This window comes from Rubrobacter tropicus (assembly GCF_011492945.1).
Lineage (GTDB): Bacteria > Actinomycetota > Rubrobacteria > Rubrobacterales > Rubrobacteraceae > Rubrobacter_D > Rubrobacter_D tropicus.
The window spans coordinates 4,314,450-4,331,237 of record NZ_CP045119.1 but is presented as its reverse complement, the minus strand read 5'-3'; the positions used below and the strand labels follow the sequence as shown (position 1 = coordinate 4,331,237).

Annotated in this window: 22 protein-coding genes; 10 read left to right on the top strand and 12 right to left on the bottom strand. The window is 65.4% G+C overall.

From position 1 onward, the window contains the following. The first annotated feature begins 53 nt into the window (after positions 1 to 53). From GBA63_RS21710 to GBA63_RS21685, 6 genes are all read left to right on the top strand, one after another. Positions 54 to 881 carry a M55 family metallopeptidase gene (locus GBA63_RS21710; protein WP_166179581.1) on the top strand — a complete coding sequence of 276 codons (828 nt, stop codon included), beginning with the start codon at positions 54 to 56 and terminating at the stop codon, positions 879 to 881. A 9-nt stretch (positions 882 to 890) separates the two neighbouring features. Continuing rightward, a complete protein-coding gene (locus GBA63_RS21705) occupies positions 891 to 1,754 on the top strand; it encodes a PhzF family phenazine biosynthesis protein (RefSeq protein WP_166179579.1) in 864 nt (287 codons plus the stop codon). A 143-nt stretch (positions 1,755 to 1,897) separates the two neighbouring features. Next, positions 1,898 to 2,707 (top strand): SDR family oxidoreductase, encoded by an 810-nt coding sequence (locus tag GBA63_RS21700; RefSeq protein WP_166179577.1) that lies wholly within the window; start codon positions 1,898 to 1,900, stop codon positions 2,705 to 2,707. 67 nt (positions 2,708 to 2,774) lie between these two features. Continuing rightward, positions 2,775 to 3,179 (top strand): hypothetical protein, encoded by a 405-nt coding sequence (locus GBA63_RS21695; RefSeq protein WP_166179575.1) that lies wholly within the window; start codon positions 2,775 to 2,777, stop codon positions 3,177 to 3,179. 142 nt (positions 3,180 to 3,321) lie between these two features. After that, positions 3,322 to 4,734, top strand: a complete 1,413-nt coding sequence (locus GBA63_RS21690) for a circularly permuted type 2 ATP-grasp protein (protein ID WP_166179573.1) — start codon at positions 3,322 to 3,324, stop codon at positions 4,732 to 4,734. A gap of 35 nt (positions 4,735 to 4,769) precedes the next feature. Further along, on the top strand, positions 4,770 to 5,915 hold the full coding sequence (locus GBA63_RS21685) for a potassium channel family protein (protein ID WP_166179571.1): 1,146 nt from the start codon (positions 4,770 to 4,772) through the stop codon (positions 5,913 to 5,915). Positions 5,916 to 6,041: 126 nt separating this feature from the next. On the opposite strand, the gene GBA63_RS21680 is transcribed toward GBA63_RS21685, so the two are convergent. Continuing rightward, positions 6,042 to 6,806, bottom strand: a complete 765-nt coding sequence (locus GBA63_RS21680) for an SDR family oxidoreductase (RefSeq protein WP_166179569.1) — start codon at positions 6,804 to 6,806, stop codon at positions 6,042 to 6,044. Between the two features lie 144 nt (positions 6,807 to 6,950). Between GBA63_RS21680 and GBA63_RS21675 the strand changes: the two genes are divergently transcribed. Together GBA63_RS21675 and GBA63_RS21670 are read left to right on the top strand one after the other, a co-directional pair. After that, complete coding sequence (locus tag GBA63_RS21675; RefSeq protein WP_166179567.1) at positions 6,951 to 7,196, top strand: hypothetical protein; 246 nt, start codon at positions 6,951 to 6,953, stop codon at positions 7,194 to 7,196. A 25-nt stretch (positions 7,197 to 7,221) separates the two neighbouring features. Beyond that, positions 7,222 to 7,728, top strand: a complete 507-nt coding sequence (locus GBA63_RS21670; protein ID WP_166179565.1) for a pyridoxamine 5'-phosphate oxidase family protein — start codon at positions 7,222 to 7,224, stop codon at positions 7,726 to 7,728. A 21-nt stretch (positions 7,729 to 7,749) separates the two neighbouring features. Here the strand turns inward: GBA63_RS21670 and sufU are convergent, their stop codons facing one another. Next, positions 7,750 to 8,157 (bottom strand): Fe-S cluster assembly sulfur transfer protein SufU, encoded by a 408-nt coding sequence (sufU, locus tag GBA63_RS21665; RefSeq protein WP_166179564.1) that lies wholly within the window; start codon positions 8,155 to 8,157, stop codon positions 7,750 to 7,752. 94 nt (positions 8,158 to 8,251) lie between these two features. Between sufU and GBA63_RS21660 the strand changes: the two genes are divergently transcribed. Next, positions 8,252 to 8,989: a CTP synthase C-terminal region-related (seleno)protein gene (locus GBA63_RS21660; protein ID WP_166179562.1), complete on the top strand. Its 738-nt coding sequence runs from the start codon at positions 8,252 to 8,254 to the stop codon at positions 8,987 to 8,989. A gap of 85 nt (positions 8,990 to 9,074) precedes the next feature. Here the strand turns inward: GBA63_RS21660 and GBA63_RS21655 are convergent, their stop codons facing one another. The 4 genes from GBA63_RS21655 to GBA63_RS21640 form a co-directional block, all read right to left on the bottom strand. Next, positions 9,075 to 9,539, bottom strand: a complete 465-nt coding sequence (locus tag GBA63_RS21655) for a GFA family protein (protein WP_166179560.1) — start codon at positions 9,537 to 9,539, stop codon at positions 9,075 to 9,077. A 101-nt stretch (positions 9,540 to 9,640) separates the two neighbouring features. Then, entirely contained in the window at positions 9,641 to 9,916 is a 276-nt protein-coding gene (locus GBA63_RS21650; RefSeq protein WP_166179558.1) for a DUF1772 domain-containing protein, read from the bottom strand. After that, entirely contained in the window at positions 9,862 to 10,266 is a 405-nt protein-coding gene (locus GBA63_RS21645) for a hypothetical protein (RefSeq protein WP_166179556.1), read from the bottom strand. The genes GBA63_RS21650 and GBA63_RS21645 overlap by 55 nt, the downstream gene beginning before the upstream one ends. Positions 10,267 to 10,321: 55 nt before the next feature. Then, a complete protein-coding gene (locus tag GBA63_RS21640; RefSeq protein WP_166179554.1) occupies positions 10,322 to 10,945 on the bottom strand; it encodes an NAD(P)-dependent oxidoreductase in 624 nt (207 codons plus the stop codon). 106 nt (positions 10,946 to 11,051) lie between these two features. Here GBA63_RS21640 and GBA63_RS21635 point away from each other — a divergent pair, with 106 nt between their 5' ends. Next, complete coding sequence (locus tag GBA63_RS21635) at positions 11,052 to 11,615, top strand: TetR/AcrR family transcriptional regulator (RefSeq protein WP_166179552.1); 564 nt, start codon at positions 11,052 to 11,054, stop codon at positions 11,613 to 11,615. Positions 11,616 to 11,617: 2 nt separating this feature from the next. On the opposite strand, the gene GBA63_RS21630 is transcribed toward GBA63_RS21635, so the two are convergent. From GBA63_RS21630 to sufC, 6 genes are all read right to left on the bottom strand, one after another. Beyond that, on the bottom strand, positions 11,618 to 11,866 hold the full coding sequence (locus tag GBA63_RS21630; protein WP_166179550.1) for a hypothetical protein: 249 nt from the start codon (positions 11,864 to 11,866) through the stop codon (positions 11,618 to 11,620). Between the two features lie 56 nt (positions 11,867 to 11,922). Beyond that, positions 11,923 to 12,624, bottom strand: a complete 702-nt coding sequence (locus GBA63_RS21625) for an HNH endonuclease family protein (RefSeq protein ID WP_207956977.1) — start codon at positions 12,622 to 12,624, stop codon at positions 11,923 to 11,925. Continuing rightward, positions 12,621 to 12,968, bottom strand: coding sequence for a non-heme iron oxygenase ferredoxin subunit (locus tag GBA63_RS21620; protein ID WP_166179548.1), 348 nt, complete (start codon positions 12,966 to 12,968; stop codon positions 12,621 to 12,623). The genes GBA63_RS21625 and GBA63_RS21620 overlap by 4 nt, the downstream gene beginning before the upstream one ends. Before the next feature lie 2 nt (positions 12,969 to 12,970). Beyond that, entirely contained in the window at positions 12,971 to 14,332 is a 1,362-nt protein-coding gene (gene sufD, locus GBA63_RS21615; protein WP_166179546.1) for a Fe-S cluster assembly protein SufD, read from the bottom strand. Between the two features lie 121 nt (positions 14,333 to 14,453). Next, entirely contained in the window at positions 14,454 to 15,866 is a 1,413-nt protein-coding gene (gene sufB / locus GBA63_RS21610; RefSeq protein WP_166179544.1) for a Fe-S cluster assembly protein SufB, read from the bottom strand. A 14-nt stretch (positions 15,867 to 15,880) separates the two neighbouring features. Continuing rightward, the gene (gene sufC, locus GBA63_RS21605; RefSeq protein WP_407690822.1) at positions 15,881 to 16,645 is read right to left on the bottom strand and encodes a Fe-S cluster assembly ATPase SufC; all 765 of its coding nucleotides are present in this window, start codon (positions 16,643 to 16,645) and stop codon (positions 15,881 to 15,883) included. Between the last annotated feature and the right edge of the window lie 143 nt (positions 16,646 to 16,788).

The following is a 16,788-nucleotide window of genomic DNA, read 5'->3' as shown; positions in this document are numbered from 1 at the left end:
ATAGATTGTACACTGGTCTTTGACCTGGATCACACAGACGGATGGGGGACTGGTTGAGGGTCTTTGTCTCGGCGGACATGGAGGGTGTCACGGGGGTAACCCACCCGCAGGACGTGATCCCGGGCCGCTCCCAGTACGAACGCTTTCGCCGCTTTCTGACCGCCGACGTGAACGCCGCCATAGAGGGCGCGGCCAGGGGCGGCGCCACCGAGATCCTCGTAAACGAGGCACACGATGGGATGCGCAACATCCTTCTCGAAGACCTGGACGAACGCGCGGAACTTATAGTCGGCTCCCGCAAACCCCTCTCGATGATGCAGGGCTTCGAGGGCTCCGACGTCGCCTTCTTCGTCGGCTACCACGCCCGCGCCGGCATGGAGGGCATCCTGAGCCACACCTTCAGCAGTCCGAACGTGGTCACGGGCGTAGAGCTCAACGGCGAGCCCTGCAGCGAGGCCCGGATGAACGCGACCCTCGCCGGCCTCTCGGGCGTTTCTGTCGGCCTCGTAACCGGCGACGACCTGACGTGTGCCGAGGCAGAGTCCCTCTACGCCGGCGTGAAGACCGCCAGGGTCAAGACCGCCATAGACCGCTACACTGCCCGGTGCCTGCCGCGGGCTGTCGCGCTAGCAAAGATCCGCGCCGCGGCCGAGGAAGCCGTCCATCGGGCAGAGACCCTCGCGCCCTACGCCCCGGAACCGCCCTACACCTTCACCGCGGAGTTCGCGACCGCAAGCACCGCCGCGAGCGTCATGTTCTTCCCGCAACTGAAGCGGGTGGACGACCGTCGCGTCTCCTGGACCCACGAAGACTACGAGGCGGCCTTCAAGATGTTCATAGGCGTCATGCGAATGGCGACGGGCGACCCGGACTACGGATAGGAGTTGCCTGTGAACCCGACCTTCACCATCGTGGACGTCTTCGCCGAGGAGAAGTACGCCGGGAACCCCCTCGCCGTCGTCCGGGGCGCCGCCGACCTGCCCGACGAAGTACTCCAGAAGATAACGTGGGAGATGAACTACTCGGAGACCGCGTTCATCCTCTCCGAAGAAGAGCGCGACGGTGGCTACGACGTGCGCATCTTCACGCTGGGCGGGGAGGTTCCCTTCGCCGGGCATCCGACGCTCGGAACGGCGGACGTGATCCGGAACGAGGTCCTCGCCGAACCCATCGACGGCCTAGTCTTGAACCTGAAGGCGGGCAAGATCCCCGTAACCTTCGGCGAAGTCCTCTGGATGCGCCAACTCCCCCCGACCTTCGGACGGCGGTCGGACCCGGCCAGGATTGCCCGGGCCCTCAATCTCCAGGAAGACGACTTGGACGGGCGCCACCCGGTCCAGGAAGTCTCGACGGGCCTCCCCGCCATCATCGTCCCGCTGAAAAACCTCGACGCCCTGAAGCGCTGCCGGATGAACCTGGAGCTCTACCGCGAGGCGACCGGCGCTGGCAAGAACCTGTACGCGTTCTGTCCCGAACCCCACGAGGGCGGACCCGGCGACGTCTCGGCCCGCATGTTCACAGACGATCTGGGCATCCCCGAGGACCCGGCGACCGGGAGCGCCGCCGGTTGCCTGGCCGGCTACCTGGTCGAGCACCGCTACTTCGGCACGGATTCCGTGGAGGTGCGGGTCGAGCAAGGGTACGAGATCCACCGCCCATCCCTCCTGTACCTGCAAGCCGGAAGCGAGGGCGAAGAGATAAGAGTCTCCGTCGGCGGCAAGGTCCAGCTGGTTGCGAGAGGAGAGTTGGTGTAGGCACGGGGCTGCAGGACCGCCCCGGAGGGCTTGCGCGAAGAGGGCCTGCTGCTCCCTGAACCCTTCATCCGAATAGCAAAACGTTCGTGCCCGTGGGCCCGTATGCCGGCCCGCGCCGCGGGCTTTGACACAAGGAGCTGACCGTGTCGCAGAATGCGCCAGAACCGTTCACCCGTACGGAGGAATTGCGCGGGCGCGTGGCCGTCGTCACCGGGGTCGGGAGGCGGCGGGGTATCGGGTCGGCCGTCTGCCGGGCTCTGGCCGCCCGCGGTGCCGACATCGTGCTTTCGTACTGGAAGTCCTACGATCGCGAGATGCCGTGGGACCCGGACGAGAACGAGCCGGAGAGGCTCGTCGAGGAGCTACGCGCGGTCGGGGTTCGGGCGGCTGGGTTGGAGGTGGACCTGTCGCTCCCGGAATCTCCCAAAAGACTCCTCGACGCGGCGGAGGAGAGGCTGGGGAGGCCATCCATACTGGTGAACACGGCTGCCCACTCGACGCGGGACGGCTACGAGGCGCTCGATGCCGGAACCCTCGACGCGCATTACGCCGTCAACGTGCGGGCGATGGCGTTGCTTTCGGTTCTGTTCGCGCGGAGGTACCCGGGCGGCCCGGGCGGCAGGATCGTCAACTTCAGCTCCGGGCAGTCGCTCGGGCCGATGGAGGAGGAGCTCGCCTACGTCATCACCAAAGGCGCCATCGAGGCGTTCACCGGGTCGTTGGCGGCCGGTGTGGGGGACAGGGGGATCACGGTCAACGCCGTAAACCCCGGGCCGACGGATACCGGCTGGATGACCGAGGAGTTGGAGCGGGAATTGCTGCCGAAGTTCCCTGCCGGCAGGATCGGGCAGCCCGAGGACGCGGCGAGGCTCGTGGCCTTCCTCGCCAGCGACGAGGCCGCCTGGATCACGGGCCAGACCATCCACTCCGAGGGAGGCTTCGTCCGCGGGTAGGAAGATATCCTTTCCAGAGGTCCCAACGCGGCGTCCGCGGAAAACATGCGCTACCATTACCCGGGCCATGAAGAACTCGAAGAAGTGGCCGAAGCCCTTCGGCGGCCCCCCGAAAAAGCTTCTCGACGAGGACGACACAAGCCTCGACGCCCCGGTTCGCGGGCCCCTCTTCCCGCGCCCCGTGTTCGTCGGGCTGCTCGCGGTCTTCTGCGTATCCCTCATGCTCACGGCGGACTGGTTCGGGCTGCTCCTGCTCAACCGCGACGGGGTGAGCGAACGCCTGGGGCCGCTCAACACCATCCGGGTGATGGCGGTCTTGATGACCGGCATCGCCGTCCCCTCCGCCCTCCTGATGCTCCACTACAACCGCCTCTATTCCTACGTCTCCGAGCACAACGTGTTCTTCGCCATTACGTTCTCGATCTCTTTTATGCTGGGCCTGCCGTGCGCCCTCGTGGGCGTGTTTGGATAGAAGGTTTCAGGCTTCGGGTTTCAGGTATCAGGAAGCACCGGAGGTAGCGACTGTTACGCGGAACCGCTACTATCTGCTGGATGAAAACCGTGTTCGCGCCAGGGGCGGCGCCACCCGATGAAGAGCCGACCGCTGGAAGCTGATGGCTGACAACTCCCCGACTTTCGACCGGCGACTGTCCGGCCCGAACGAGGTGTTCGGGGAAGATGGGAAGCCATTCTCTCACTACGGGGCCGTGCTCGAAGAGATGGGCCGGATGGGGGCGGGGGAGTGGGGGCGCAGGGTCGGGCTCGCCCACGAGCGGTTGCTGGGCGTACAGCGGGACCTTGGTATCCCCGACCGCGAGGACAAGACTTACCCTACGGACTACGTGCCGCGCCTGGTGCCGGCCGTCGGGTGGGAGGTCCTGGAGCGGGGGTTGACCCAGCGGATGCTCGCCATCAACGAGTGGCTGCGGCGGCTGGAGATGGGCAAGGACGAGGTGGTGCCGGGGGAGATCCTTTCTAGCAGCACCCTCTACGACGGGTCGATCCCGACGCGGTTCGGGGGCGTGCCCAACCGTCAGATGGGCTTCGACGTGGTGGCCGTCGAGGGGGACGGGGCCGGCGGCTGGGAGTACCTGATCATCGAGGACAACGCCAAGATGCCCGTCGGAATCGAGCCGATGCACCTGTTGCGGGCCACGACGGCCGAGGTGCTGCCGGAAGCCTACGCGGCCCTGGACGTGCGTCCGCTAGACGGGCTGATGGGGCGCTTCGGCGAGGTGCTGCGGGCCGTCTCGCCCAGGCAGGATCCGACCATCGCCGTTCTCTCGACCGGCCACGAGGACCAGTACTTTCTCGACCACAACCTTTTCGCACACGAGCACGGGGCCATCCTCGCCGGGCGGGGCGACGTCGAGCTCGACCGGAACGGTTTTCTCGTTCACAAAGAGAGCGGGCGCAGGATCGACGTGATCTACGAGCGCATCGAGGACGGCAGGATCTACGACGACCTGCCTGGCCTGATCGAGAGCCAGGCCTCGGGCAAGGTCGAGGCGGTCTTCGCACCGAACCTCGGCATCGCCGACGACAAGGGCGTCTACCCGTTCATCCCGGAGATGATCCGAACCTACCTCGGCGAGGAACCCGTCCTCCAGAACCTCCGAACCTACTCTTTGGCGATAGAAGAAGACAAAAACTACGTGATGGACCACTTCGACGAGCTGGTGGTCAAGAGCCGCAGCGGCTGGGGCGGAAAGGGCGTACTCATAGCCCCTGAGGAGACCGAAGAGGCCATAGGGGAATTCCGCGCCGGCGTCGAAGAGAACCCCGTCGAGTTCGTCGCCCAGGACCCGATAGACTTCTCCACGCACGTCCTCTGCGAGACGGGCGAAGCCGGCGGCGACTTCGTCTTGAAAGACTCCTACGCCGACTACCGCATCCACGCCCTGGCCCCGGACGAGCAGACCGTGTGGGTCGTACCGGGCGCGATGACGAGGGTCGCCGCCCGCGGAAGCAGGCTCGTCAACGTTTCGAGCGGCGGCGTTACGAAGGACACGTGGGTCTTGCGTTGAGCCTAAGGTTGGCGCGGGCGGGGTAAGTCAGTCGCATGGACTGGCTCCTCGTACCGGCCGGCGCGCTACTCATCCTCGTGGGGCTCCTCGACGTGTTCTCCACGGTGCTCCACTACGACGGTTTCGGGTTCTTGAGCAGCCGCCTCTACGAGAGAATCTTCGGGGCGGTGCGCCTCGCCACGCGCCCGTTGCCGAGGAGGTACAGGGCTTTCGGGCTCTCGATGGCGGCCCCGATCATGGTGCCGGTCACGATAACGGTCTGGATCTTCCTCGTCTCTCTGGGATACGCCCTGATCTACCTGCACGGCATGAGGAACGGGGACTTCTCGCTCTCCGTGGGCCATTTGAAACCGTCCTTGGGCGAGGCGTTCTACTTCAGCGGGACCGCCATCTCCACTTTGGGCCTCGGCGATATCACCCCGACCGGCGGCATCTACCAGGCCCTGACCGTCTCCGAGGCGCTTATAGGCTTCGGGATACTGACGCTCTCGATCACCTACGTTCTCGGGGTCTACAACGTCTTGCAGCGGCTGGGCGTGATCTCGGCCGGGCTCTACCACCAGGCACAGGATACGGGGGACCCCTGGAGCATCCTCGCCCCGCACTTTCCCGGCGGCCGGCACAGGGGCCTCGAGACGCACCTGATGTCGCTCCACCGGGGTCTCGTGGAGATCTACGAGGGGATCCGCCAGTACCCCATCGTCTACTACTACCACAGCCGCCGCGCCTACCGCTCCATACCCTTCACGTTTCGCATGATCGGGGGCATGTCGGGGGCCTTGCGCTGGGGGCTCCCGGAGGGCCACCCCGCGGGCGAGACGCCCTGGTTGCCCACCCTGCTCACCGGCCTCGGCACGATCACCGACTACCTGGAGGAACGCTTTCTACCCGAGCGGCTCGGCGAACCACCAGACCCCGTCCCCTTCGAGACCTTCGAGGCCGCGCTCCTGCGCGGTAAGGAACCCACGGACTACTGGCTCGGACGGTTTCTGCAGATGAACGCCTTTATGCGCGACCTCGCGCACCTGGAGGAACCGCAAGACCCCGAAGAGGCCTACCACCGCTACGGACAGTGGCTGGCTTTCGCCCACCGCAACCGGGCCTTCTTCGAGGCCTCGGCCGGGGAACTCGGCTACGACCTCGAAGAACTGCAGAGCGGTCCCGGCGAGAGGCTCTTCTAGAGCGGGTTGCGGGGGCATCGCCCCCGCAACCCGCGCCGTCAGCTATCGGCCCGCTTCGGCTTCGCCTACGCTCTCAGCCATCAGCTCTTTTGCTCTTGGCTGACTGTTGACTGCTGAAAGCTCAACTCAGCCTGCGCCCAACTGCGCGCCCATCAGCGTCAGCCCGCCGTCGACGATGATGGAGGAGCCGGTGGCGTAGGAACTCTTTTCGGAAGCGAGGAAGGCGACGAAGTGTGCTATCTCGCGGGCGTGGCCCGGCCTCCCGAGCGGTATGTTCGGGCGCTCTATGGTCTCGGGGTCGGTATCTTCGGCGCCAGTCATGAGGGTCGCTATCTCGCCCGGGCCCACGGCGTTTACGGTGATGCCGTGCTCCCCGAGCTCCATAGCCATCACTTTGGTGAGGAGGCCGAGGCCGCCTTTCGAGGCGCAGTAGGCGGAGGCACCCATTCTGGGGACGTGTTCGTGGACGGAGGTAATGTTTATTATCCTGCCGCCGTTTCCCGTCTCGACCATCCTCCTGGCCGCCCGCTGGGCGCAGAGGAACGACCCGGAGAGGTTCGTATCTATGACCTGCCGCCACTCCTCGTACGGGAGCTTGAGGAAATCCCCGGTCGGGTCGCCCGTTCCGGCGTTGTTGACGAGCGCGTCCACGCCGCCGAGGGCGTTGGCGAGGTCGTCGATCACGTCCGCGGCGCCCGGCAACTCCGTCAGATCCAGGCGCCGCACCTCGCCCCTGCGTCCGGCCTTCTCGACCGCCGCGAGCGTCTCACCGGCACCCGCCTCGTCCGAACGGTACGTGATGCCCACGTCGAAGCCGCTCTCGGCGAGCTCCTTCGCGCATTCCTGTCCTATCCCCGAGTCTGACGCCGTCACTATGGCTACCGGGCTCATGTCCGTCTCCTCCAGAGGTCCGTGGAACGTCTCCGGGAGGTTACCCCGCAACGCGGCCGGCAAACGCCGGGCCGAGTGAAGAGCGGCGATGAAGGGTAGCATGTTGCAGGGACGTTAGTGCGAGAGAGCCGGATGGAGGAACCCGTGGCGATAGAGTTATCCTTGTTCAACAACTCGGTGACGACTTTGGTCACCCACCTGACCAGTTTCTACCCGGAGGAGGCGGAACTCGAGACCTACGTGCTCTGCGCCAGGGTCAAGTGCCCCAACATCCCCGGAGGGAGCGGCCTCAACTGGGTAATAAGCCCCGGCGGAGACGAGCTCGCGCCCGGCCTGCTGCGCGGGGTGCTCGAGTCCCTGGAGACCGAGAACGGCAACGGGAAGGGCTAGTAACTCAAGCGCCGACGAAGCCCGGATGAAGGAGACTCCACGGGACTTCGAGCGGTTGCAGGCGCTGCTCGACCGGAGCGTCGAAGGCGCCGGAGACTTTCTCCGCGCCTCCTTCGGCATGCCGGAGCACTCCCTTTCCGCCGTCCAACTCGCCCGCCTTTTGCAAGGAACACAGACCGTGGCCCTCGCCACGGTCACTAGGGGGGGCGAGCCCCGCGTTGCGCCCACGGGCGCGCTCTTCTACCGGGGACGGTTCCACGTCCCGACCGTGGCGACCGCCGCCCGTACCCGCCACCTCTTAGAGCGCCCCGCGGTCAGCCTCACGCTGTACGGGGAAAACGACCTGGCGATCATCGCGCACGGCCGGGCCGAGGTTTTGGGGCGGGATCACCCCGAATTTCCACCGCTGGAAGACGCCTTTCGGGAGCCCGGCGGCGGGAGCGTGCTGGATTGGGGAGAGGGCGTCTACCTGCGCGTGGAGGCCGAAAAAACCTTCACCTTCGCCCGGTACCCGGAGCGGTTCGGTGGGTGATCTGTAGCGGGGACGAAACTTCTAGCGATTTTCGAGCCCGCGCTTTAGAGCGTCCCAGGCCAGCGTGGCGCAGCGGATTCGGTTCGGGGTCTGGACGATGCCCTTGAGGGCTGCGAGCTCGCCGAGTTCCTCGTCGGGCTCCGTGCGCATCATCTCCAGGAAAGCCTCGATCTCTTGCTCCGCCTCCTCGCGGCTCTTGCCCATCAGGCGCTCCGTGAGCATCGAGGCGGACGCCTGCGAGATGGAGCAGCCCCGCCCTATGAAGCTCACCTCCAGCTTCCCTTCACGGTCGTTGGCGTAGACGGTCACCTCGTCGCCGCACAAAGGGTTGTTGAGGTGTTCTTCGATCTCCGCGCTTTCGAGCTCTCGCCGGTTGCGCGGGCGCTCGAAGTGATCCAGGAGGATCTCTCTGTAGAGTTCCCGCATCATCCTGCGAAGATTGTAGCAGGGGCGACGGCCTTCTCGCCCTCCGGGTGTGACATACTGGATCTCCGTTGTTTTCGCCCGTCCAGAGGAGGCCAGAATGGCGGATATTGTCAGGATCGGCATCGTCGGCGACCGCGACCGGAATAATCCCACGCACGACGCGACCGAAGAGGCGCTCGGACACGCGGGAGCGTCTCTCGGGGTTTCCGTCAGGACGGAGTGGTTGCCCACCGATGCCCTCGAAGGACGTGCCTCGAACGCGTTGCGGAGGTTCGACGCCGTCTTCTGCTCTCCCGGCAGCCCTTACAGGAACTTCGACGGGGTGCTCGAGGCCATCCATTTCGTCCGCGAGAGGGGCGTGCCGTTTATCGGGACGTGCGGGGGGTTTCAGCACGCTGTGATCGAGTACGCCCGCAACGTTCTCTGCATGCCCAACGCCGGCCACGCCGAGTACGATCCCAACACCCCGGACCCTTTCATTTCTGCCATGAGTTGCTCCCCTTTCGGACGCAAGATGGAGGTGGAGATCGAACCAGGGTCGAGGGTCCACGGGGTCTACGACGCCCGGACAGTCGTGGAAGAGTACCGTTGCAACTACGGGCTGACACCTGGGAGCCGGCGACTCGTAGAAGCGGCCGGCCTGCGCGTCTCGGGAACGGACGCAGACGGCGAGGCCCGGATAGTGGAACTGCCGGAACACCCCTTCTACGTGGCGACCCTTTTCGTGCCGCAGACGAGATCTTCTCCCGAGAGCCCTCATCCTCTGCTCGTCGCCTTCGTCGTATCGGGTCGGGACGCGATGCGTGAGAAAGGAATCCCAGTACGAACCGCGTAAAGCCGGGAACATCCCGCAAGACGCACGTCGTCGCCGGGGCGCGGGAATCCGCCGGGTCAGGAGGCTCTGGGGCCAGGGGATTCCTTTACAGAAGCCCGTGTCGACGGTGCCAGTCTTCCAGGGATTCTTCCGGGTACTCGGGGAAGTGCGTTTCGCGGTCGTTGGCGGGTATGTCGCACCAGGGCGCGGCGTAGTTCAGCATGATCCGGACGCACTCCGGGGGCTTCGGGAGCGGGGTGTCTATGGCAGAGGCGTACGGGTGGACGAGATCCGGCCACATCGGGTTGAAGAGCCACAGGAAGCTGCCGCAATGCCCGCAGAAGTTCCTCTCCGGGGAGCCGCGGTCCCTGGAACTCGCGGTATACACAGAGACGTTGTCCCGACCTTCGACCTCGAGCGTGCCCGCCTCTGCCCCGAGGTTTACGGCGTACCCACCGCCGCCCGCCGTCTTGCGGCAGATGGAGCAGTAGCAAGCCTGGTAAGGGTAGAACGTCTCGGACTGGACCCGGAAACGGACGGATCCGCAGTGGCACGACCCTTCGAGTAGCATTGAGGCCTCCCATTGGTGTCCCTGATCCTGCTCGGGTAAATGTGCTTACCCGCCCCGTCCTGTCGGTAAAGCATCCCGGCCACGGCCGGCCGGCCCGGGACCTATCCCCCGAACGTGTCTCCTCCCCGCGTTCCGCGCCCCGCGCCCGACAGGCAGGACCCGATGAGGGCGAGGAAGGCCAGCGTCGAGGACACCGCGCGCACGCCGTTCCAGAGGTTCCACGGACCCTCGTAGGCCGCCCTCGCGCGGGCCAACTCGCCCGGGGACGCGTCGGCGGCGACGCGGGCCAACTCCTCGTTCAGGGGCACGTTGGCGAAGACGGTCACCAGGAAGCCGCCCCCGATATGCAGCGCGCAGGCCAGGGCGACGAGCCGCAAGCGGGACGACCCGCGACGGGGAAGGTGGCGCCGAGCGCCACCAGCGGGAACAGGACGGACCCGATGAAGCCCGCGAAGAACAGGGGGTTCTGTATCTTCTCGTTTATGGCGTTCATGGTGGCTACGTAGCCTGCGTCGGGCTGTCCTGCCAGGCCGAGGTTGACCGAGACGGAGTAGGCGTAGAAGACGCCGGCCACGAGGCCGGTGGTGAGCGTGGCCGGTATCAGCGTGAGGGCGCTGAGGGCCGTTCCGGAGTCTGGCCGGCGGAGAGGCGCGTGGCCTACCGCCTCTGTCGGTTGGCGTCTCATGCGGTACCCCCAGGTGTCGTTGGTCCCTGCGTCTTCCGCCACGCGCCGGGCGCGGCTCCTTGATCTCTGCGGCCGGTCCCGCCCCGAAGGGCGGGGTTCAATACGATAAGCCCGGCGCCTCGCGGAGGTACGTCCCATCCTCCGACTGGTCCAGCATGAAGTCGGCGACGTCGGCGCGGGAGATTTTTAGCGAGATCTCCCTCTCGTCTGGCGAGAAGCCGTGCCGGTACTCCCCCGTGCGCCCGCCGTCGGTGAAGGCGGCCGGACGGACTATCGTCCAGTCCAACCCGCTCTTCCTGACGTGCGCTTCTTGCTGTTCGTGGTCCGCGAAAGCCTCCCGCAGAAGGAGCCCGAACATGACGTGCTTCCAGAAGAAGTTGAGGTTGCCCGAGCTCTCCCCGGCCCCGAGCGTCGTCTGGCAGACGAAACGCCGCACGCCCGCCTCCTCCATCGCGCGGACGATGTTTCGCGTACCCTCCGAGCGGACCCCGCCCCTCCTGCCCGCGCCGATGGAACACAACACGGCCTCCTGCCCCCGCACCGCCGCCTCTACCGAGGCGGGTTCCAGAACATCGCCCTCGAAGACGTTCAAACCCTCACGCCCGACTTCGAGCCCGGACGGATCCCGCACAAACGCCGTTACCTCGTGCCCCCGCGCAAGCCCCTGCTCGACGATGTGCCGCCCCACGCTACCCGTCGCCCCGAAAACCAGCACCTTCATCTCCACCTCCATACCCGAGCTTTACATCGTGTAAATTGACACGACGTAAAGCTAGCGTACACTTTACGTCGTGTCAAGAGGAGATCCGAAAACCCGGGGCCGGATCATGGACGCGGCGTGGCGGCTGATGGAGGAGCGTCTCGGTCGGGGCGTCCGCATGAGCGACGTTGCCGGGGGGGCGGGCGTCTCCAGGCAGGCGGTGTACGATCACTTCGGCACCAGGGCGGAGCTCATGGTGGCGACCGTCCGTTATGGGGATGAGGTTCTCGGGCTCGACGAACGGCTACGCCGCTACCGGGCGGCGGGCAGCGGCGTCGAGCGTCTCGAGGCTTACGTCGAGTTCTGGGGTAACTACATACCGCAGATCTACGGCATAGCGCGGGCGATGCTGGCGGCGCGGGAGACCGACGAGGCCGTCGCCGCGGCCTGGGACGACCGGATGGGGGCCGTATACGAAGCCTGCCGCAACATCATCGAACGCCTGGATCGAGACGGGACGCTCGCCCCCGGGTGGACGCTGGACGAGGCCGCCGATCTCCTCTGGACGATGCTCTCGATCCGCAACTGGGAGAGCCTGACGATGGAGCGTGGCTGGCCTACCGGCCGCTACGTCGACCGAATGCAGGACCTGACCAGGCGCGTCTTCGTGCGAGAACCCGAAGACGCGTAGCCTCAGGCCCCGGCGAACCCCTCCAACGAAACCGCCTTCTCGTTCCCGTCCACTACGGGACCCGGCGTGCGCAGGTGTTGCGCTACCTGTTCGGATACGCCTTCGAGGTCGCCCGTCAGCCGCACCGGGCCACCGGAGACGGTGTACCAGTCGTCCGTTTCGGCGTAGCGCGCCGCGACGTGAAGCCCGTCGTTCTCGGGCCAGCAGAGGAGTTCTAGCTCTCCGGTGATGGCGCCCGCCTCTTCGGTCATGACGCCTCCGGGGGTGGACGGGAAGGTCGAGCGGAACTCCGCTTTGGAGGAACCCGTCAATTCTTTTTGCAGGTGGAGAGCATCTGTCTCAGGGCCGATTTCTCCTGGGGGTTGATGGTCAGGGCGTAGTCAGATTTAACGGAGATCCAATCCTTCGCGTAGGAGCACCAGATGGCCCTGTTCGGCGGTTTCCACGCCTCGGGACCCTTGTCTCCTTTCTCCTGGTTTGCGTTGTCCTCGACGGAGAGGAGGTTGTCCGGGTCGTTCGCGTAACGCTCGCGCTCCGCCTCGTCCCAGGCGGAGGCCCCGCTCCTGTAGGCGTTCGCCAGGGGGACCAGGTGGTCTATGTCTATGTCCAGGGGGTCGGTGTAGGTTCGCGTTGTGTAGGGGTCGAGCCAGCGGCCCGACTCGACGTCGCAGCCCTCGCCAACTACCACGTCCTTGCCGTCCCGGATCAGGGCCGCGTCGCGCGCGTCGCAAGAGCTGTCCGAGACGCGCCACCCGTTCTCCTGGGCGTCGGACCAGTGCGGGAAGGCCTCCCTGTCGTACCCGGACATGGAGCCGGCTGGCGCGACCTCGAGCTGTTTGAGGGCCTTGCCCGCGTTCGCTGGAACCTTGCCGCCAGCGTTCGAGTTCTCGATCTCTTGAAGAACCTCGTTCAGGAGATCGTCGATCTCCGCCTCCGAGCAGGATACGGAGAGGGCGGCCACGGCGATGATCGCGGCCAGGAGCGCGAAACGGCGCGCCACCCGGCTCACACGCGTCTCCGGGTCCTCACCTTGACGCGCTCGGGGTTCATGGCGACGTAGACGTTCCCGTCCTCGACCTTGACCTCGTGCTTCGGCACGGGCTTCACGGCGGGGAGACTCTTCGGCTTGCCCGACCTCACGTCGAAGAGGGCGCCGTGGAGGGGGCACTTTATCTTGTCCCCCTCCATCCCACCCTCGCTCAGGTAGGCGAAGGCGTGGGTGCAGACGTCTTCAAAAGCGTGGAACTCGCCGTCCACGTTGCACAGGGCGACGGGACGGTCCTCTACCCTGTACTGCCTGACCGTGCCCGGGGCCACCTCGTCCGTCGAGGCTACCTTGTGGAACTCCGGCATCTCTAGGCGACCCGCTCCTCGAAGCCGAGCCCGATCTTGCCCTCTATGGCCCGGTCCAGCTTCTCCTTGAGGCCCTTGAGGGGGATGCGGCTCGTAACCTCCCCGAAGAACCCGAACACCACGAGCTTTTCGGCCTCGGCCCGCGGGATGCCGCGGCTCATCAGGTAGAAGAGCTCCACGTCGTCGACCTGCCCGGTGGTCGAGCCGTGGGAGCACTTCACGTCGTCGGCCATGATCTCCAGGTTCGGCAAAGACACCGCGAAGGCGTCGTCGGTCCCGAGAATAAGGTTCCTGTTCGTCTGGTAGGCGTCGGTCTTCTGCGCCCCCGGCTCGACCCTGATGAGTCCCGAGAAGACGGCGATCGACTCGTCGCGCAAGGCCCCCTTGTAGAGCAGGTCCGAATGGGCGTTGGGCGAGATGTGGTCCTGAAGCGTGTGGTGGTCGAGGACCTGGTTCTGGTCGGCGAAGTACAAACCGAGCATCTCCGAGTCGCTCCCCGGCGCCGTCAGGCCCGCCTCCACGTTCGTGCGACTAAGCTGCGAGCCGAGCGCCACGACGAGGCTGTTGATCGTCGAGTCCTTGCCGGCCTCGGAGCGGATGGTGTTGAAGTGGAGCACGTTGCGCTCCCAGTTCTGCAGCGAGACGTAGCGCAGGTGCGCCCCCTCGCCGACGTACAGCTCCACCGCCCCGTTCGAGAACGCCGGCTCCTCCGCGCTCGCGCTGGCGTACTCGTCGATGTAAGTGACGCTCGCGCCCTCTTCGACCACGATGAGGGTGCGGGGCATGATCGAGCCGACCACGTCCAGCCACCGGTAACTCTGGATCGGCACCTCCACGTCGACGCCCCTGGGAACGTACAGGAACGAACCGCCGGCGAAGCCCGCCGCGCACAGCGCCGCGAACTTGTCGTAGTCCTCCGGCACGAGCCCGAAGAGCTTCTCCCTGACGATCTCCTCGTGCTCCCTGAGAGCCGTGTGCAGGTCCGTAAAGATAACGCCCTTGCGGCCGACCTCGTCGTCGACCCGCGAGTAGGCGGTCTCGGAGTTGTGCTGGACGAGCAGGGCGCTGTTCTCCTCGCCCTCCTTGATGAGCCTCTGGACGGCCTCCGGCAGCTCGTCCTCACTCGAAACGTCCGGGCTGGGCGCGTACGGCAGGAAGTCCTCGATGCGCACGTCGGAGATGTCCGTGTAGCGCCAGGCCTCGTCGCGCAAGCTCGGCATCGGCAGCGCCTCGAAGGCCCGCCACGCCGAGAGGCGCTTCTCCGCGAGCCAGTCGGGCTCGTCCTTGAACGAGGAGAGGGCCTTGACCGTCTCCTCGGTGATACCCTTGGACTTCAGAACCTCCGGCGCTTCCTTCTGCTGCATACGACCTGCCTTTGCTCTAATCAAAAAGGGCGGGCCCACTTGGGACCCGCCCCACTGCTAATCGTCCCTCGGTGACCGGCCAGGGAGCTGACCGGCTGAAATGCTGACTAGCCTACCGGCTCTACCCGACCGAACCTTCCATCTCGAGCTGGATCAGGCGGTTCAACTCGATGGCGTACTCGAGCGGAAGCTCCTTGGCTATGGGCTCGATGAACCCGTTGACGACCATCGCCATCGCGGCTTCTTCCGAGAGCCCGCGGCTCATGAGGTAGAAGAGCTGGTCCTCCCCGACCTTCGAGACCGTTGCCTCGTGCTCGGTGTTGACCTTCTTCTCCTCGATCTCGATGTACGGATAAGTGTCCGTCCGCGCGTTCTCGTCGAGGAGCAGCGCGTCGCACTCGACCCGGCTCTTGGAGCCGACGGCCCCCTCGTGCACCTTGAGGAGCCCGCGGTACGTGCTCCTGCCCGTCCCCTTGGAGATGGACTTGGAGGTGATAAGCGAGGAAGTGTTGGGTGCTGCGTGGACGACCTTGCCGCCGGCGTCCTGGTGCTGGCCGTCGCCGGCGTAAGCAACCGACAGGATCTCACCGCGGGCGCCCTCGCCGGTCAGGTAGACCGCCGGGTACTTCATGGTGAGCTTGGAGCCGAGGTTGCCGTCTACCCACTCCACGGTGGCGTTCTCCTCGGCGACCGCGCGCTTGGTCACCAGGTTGTAGGTGTTGTGCGACCAGTTCTGGATGGTCGAGTACCTGATGCGCGCGTTCGGCTTCGCTATGAGCTCGACGACGGCCGAGTGGAGCGAGTTGGTGGTGTACGTGGGCGCCGTGCAGCCCTCGATGTAGTGAACGTAGGAGCCCTCGTCGGCGATGATCAAGGTCCGCTCGAACTGGCCCATGTTCTCCGCGTTGATGCGGAAGTACGCCTGCAGCGGGATGTCGATGTGGACCCCCGGCGGGACGTACACGAACGAGCCGCCAGACCAGACCGCGCTGTTGAGCGCCGAGAACTTGTTGTCGTCGGCCGGGATGATGGTCCCGAAGTACTCGCGCACGAGGTCCTCGTGCTCGCGCAGGCCCGAGTCCATGTCCATGAACACGACGCCGGCCTTGTCCCACTCCTCCTTCAACGAGTGGTAGACGACCTCCGACTCGTACTGGGCGCCGACGCCGGCGAGCGACTCGCGCTCGGCCTGCGGGATGCCCAGCTTCTCGAAAGTGTTCTTGATGTCGTCGGGGACGTCGTCCCAGGAGCGGCCCTGGTTCTCCATCGGGCGGATGTAGTAGTAGATCTCGTCGAAATCCAGCTCCGAGAGGTCGCCGCCCCACTGCGGGGTCGGACGCTCGAGGAAAGACTCCAGGGCCTTCAAGCGGTACTCCAGCATCCACTCGGGCTCGTTCTTGTGCTTGGAGATCATGGCGACGATCTCGGGGTCTATCCCCTTCCTCGGGGTCTTGAAGAAGTACTCCTCAGGATCGCTGAAGCCGTACTTGTACTCGTCGAGCCCAAGCTCCTGGATGCTCTTGTCTTCTGGCATATCGGGTCCCTTCCCTAGCTCTGCGCCGCGGAGCCGAACTCCTGGCGCACCCAGTCGTAGCCCTTGTCCTCGAGCTGAAGCGCGAGGTCCTTGCCGCCGCTCGTCACGATTCTACCGTCGAGCATGACGTGAACGTGGTCCGGCTCGATGTAGCGCAGGATCCTCTGGTAGTGCGTGATGATGACCGCGCTGAACTCGGGCCCCCTGAGCTCGTTGACGCCCTTGGAGACCACCTGGAGCGCGTCGATGTCGAGGCCCGAGTCGGTCTCGTCCATGATGGCGAGCTTCGGCTCCAGCATGAGCATCTGCAGGATCTCGTTCCGCTTCTTCTCGCCGCCGGAGAATCCCTCGTTCAGGTACCGCTCGGCGAACTTGGGGTCCATCTGCATGATCTTCATCTTGTCCTGCAAGAGCCTGTACATCTCCATCGGGGGAAGCTCTTTCTCCCTGACGCTGTTGACGGCGGTGCGCAGGAAGTTGGCGACGGAGACGCCTGGGACCTCGCTCGGGTACTGGAACGCGAGGAACATGCCGAGCCTCGCCCGCTCGTCGGGCTCGAGCTCCAGCACGTCTTCGCCGAGGAACTCGATGGTGCCGTCCGTGACGTCGTATCTGGGATGGCCCATCAGAACGTTCGAAAGGGTGCTCTTGCCAGAGCCGTTCGGGCCCATGATCGCGTGGATCTCACCCTTGCCCACCTCGAGGCCGAGACCCTTCAGGATCTCGCCGCCCTCGATCTCGACGTGCAAGTTGTCTATCTTTAGCATCGAACCCGCCAATCCACCTGTGAAAACTTTGCTACTACATGTCCCATTTAACCACAGCCCCCCTACCCCAACAACGTAAACGCATCACAACCAAGAACTTTTCCTGAAACCAGCCAAAACGCGCTCCACACGCAGGATTCGTGACCTCGATCACA

Excerpts from the sequence above, each read along its gene's own strand:
- GBA63_RS21620 (WP_166179548.1), bottom strand. The coding sequence starts at position 12,968 with ATGCCGGAGTTCCACAAGGTAGCCTCGACGGACGAGGTGGCCCCGGGC.
- GBA63_RS21685 (WP_166179571.1), top strand. The coding sequence starts at position 4,770 with ATGGACTGGCTCCTCGTACCGGCCGGCGCGCTACTCATCCTCGTGGGG.
- sufB (WP_166179544.1), bottom strand. The coding sequence starts at position 15,866 with ATGCCAGAAGACAAGAGCATCCAGGAGCTTGGGCTCGACGAGTACAAG.
- sufU (WP_166179564.1), bottom strand. The coding sequence starts at position 8,157 with ATGATGCGGGAACTCTACAGAGAGATCCTCCTGGATCACTTCGAGCGC.
- GBA63_RS21635 (WP_166179552.1), top strand. The coding sequence starts at position 11,052 with ATGGACGCGGCGTGGCGGCTGATGGAGGAGCGTCTCGGTCGGGGCGTC.
- GBA63_RS21695 (WP_166179575.1), top strand. The coding sequence starts at position 2,775 with ATGAAGAACTCGAAGAAGTGGCCGAAGCCCTTCGGCGGCCCCCCGAAA.
- GBA63_RS21690 (WP_166179573.1), top strand. The coding sequence starts at position 3,322 with ATGGCTGACAACTCCCCGACTTTCGACCGGCGACTGTCCGGCCCGAAC.
- GBA63_RS21640 (WP_166179554.1), bottom strand. The coding sequence starts at position 10,945 with ATGAAGGTGCTGGTTTTCGGGGCGACGGGTAGCGTGGGGCGGCACATC.
- GBA63_RS21670 (WP_166179565.1), top strand. The coding sequence starts at position 7,222 with ATGAAGGAGACTCCACGGGACTTCGAGCGGTTGCAGGCGCTGCTCGAC.
- GBA63_RS21655 (WP_166179560.1), bottom strand. The coding sequence starts at position 9,539 with ATGCTACTCGAAGGGTCGTGCCACTGCGGATCCGTCCGTTTCCGGGTC.
- GBA63_RS21660 (WP_166179562.1), top strand. The coding sequence starts at position 8,252 with ATGGCGGATATTGTCAGGATCGGCATCGTCGGCGACCGCGACCGGAAT.
- GBA63_RS21680 (WP_166179569.1), bottom strand. The coding sequence starts at position 6,806 with ATGAGCCCGGTAGCCATAGTGACGGCGTCAGACTCGGGGATAGGACAG.
- sufD (WP_166179546.1), bottom strand. The coding sequence starts at position 14,332 with ATGCAGCAGAAGGAAGCGCCGGAGGTTCTGAAGTCCAAGGGTATCACC.
- GBA63_RS21630 (WP_166179550.1), bottom strand. The coding sequence starts at position 11,866 with ATGACCGAAGAGGCGGGCGCCATCACCGGAGAGCTAGAACTCCTCTGC.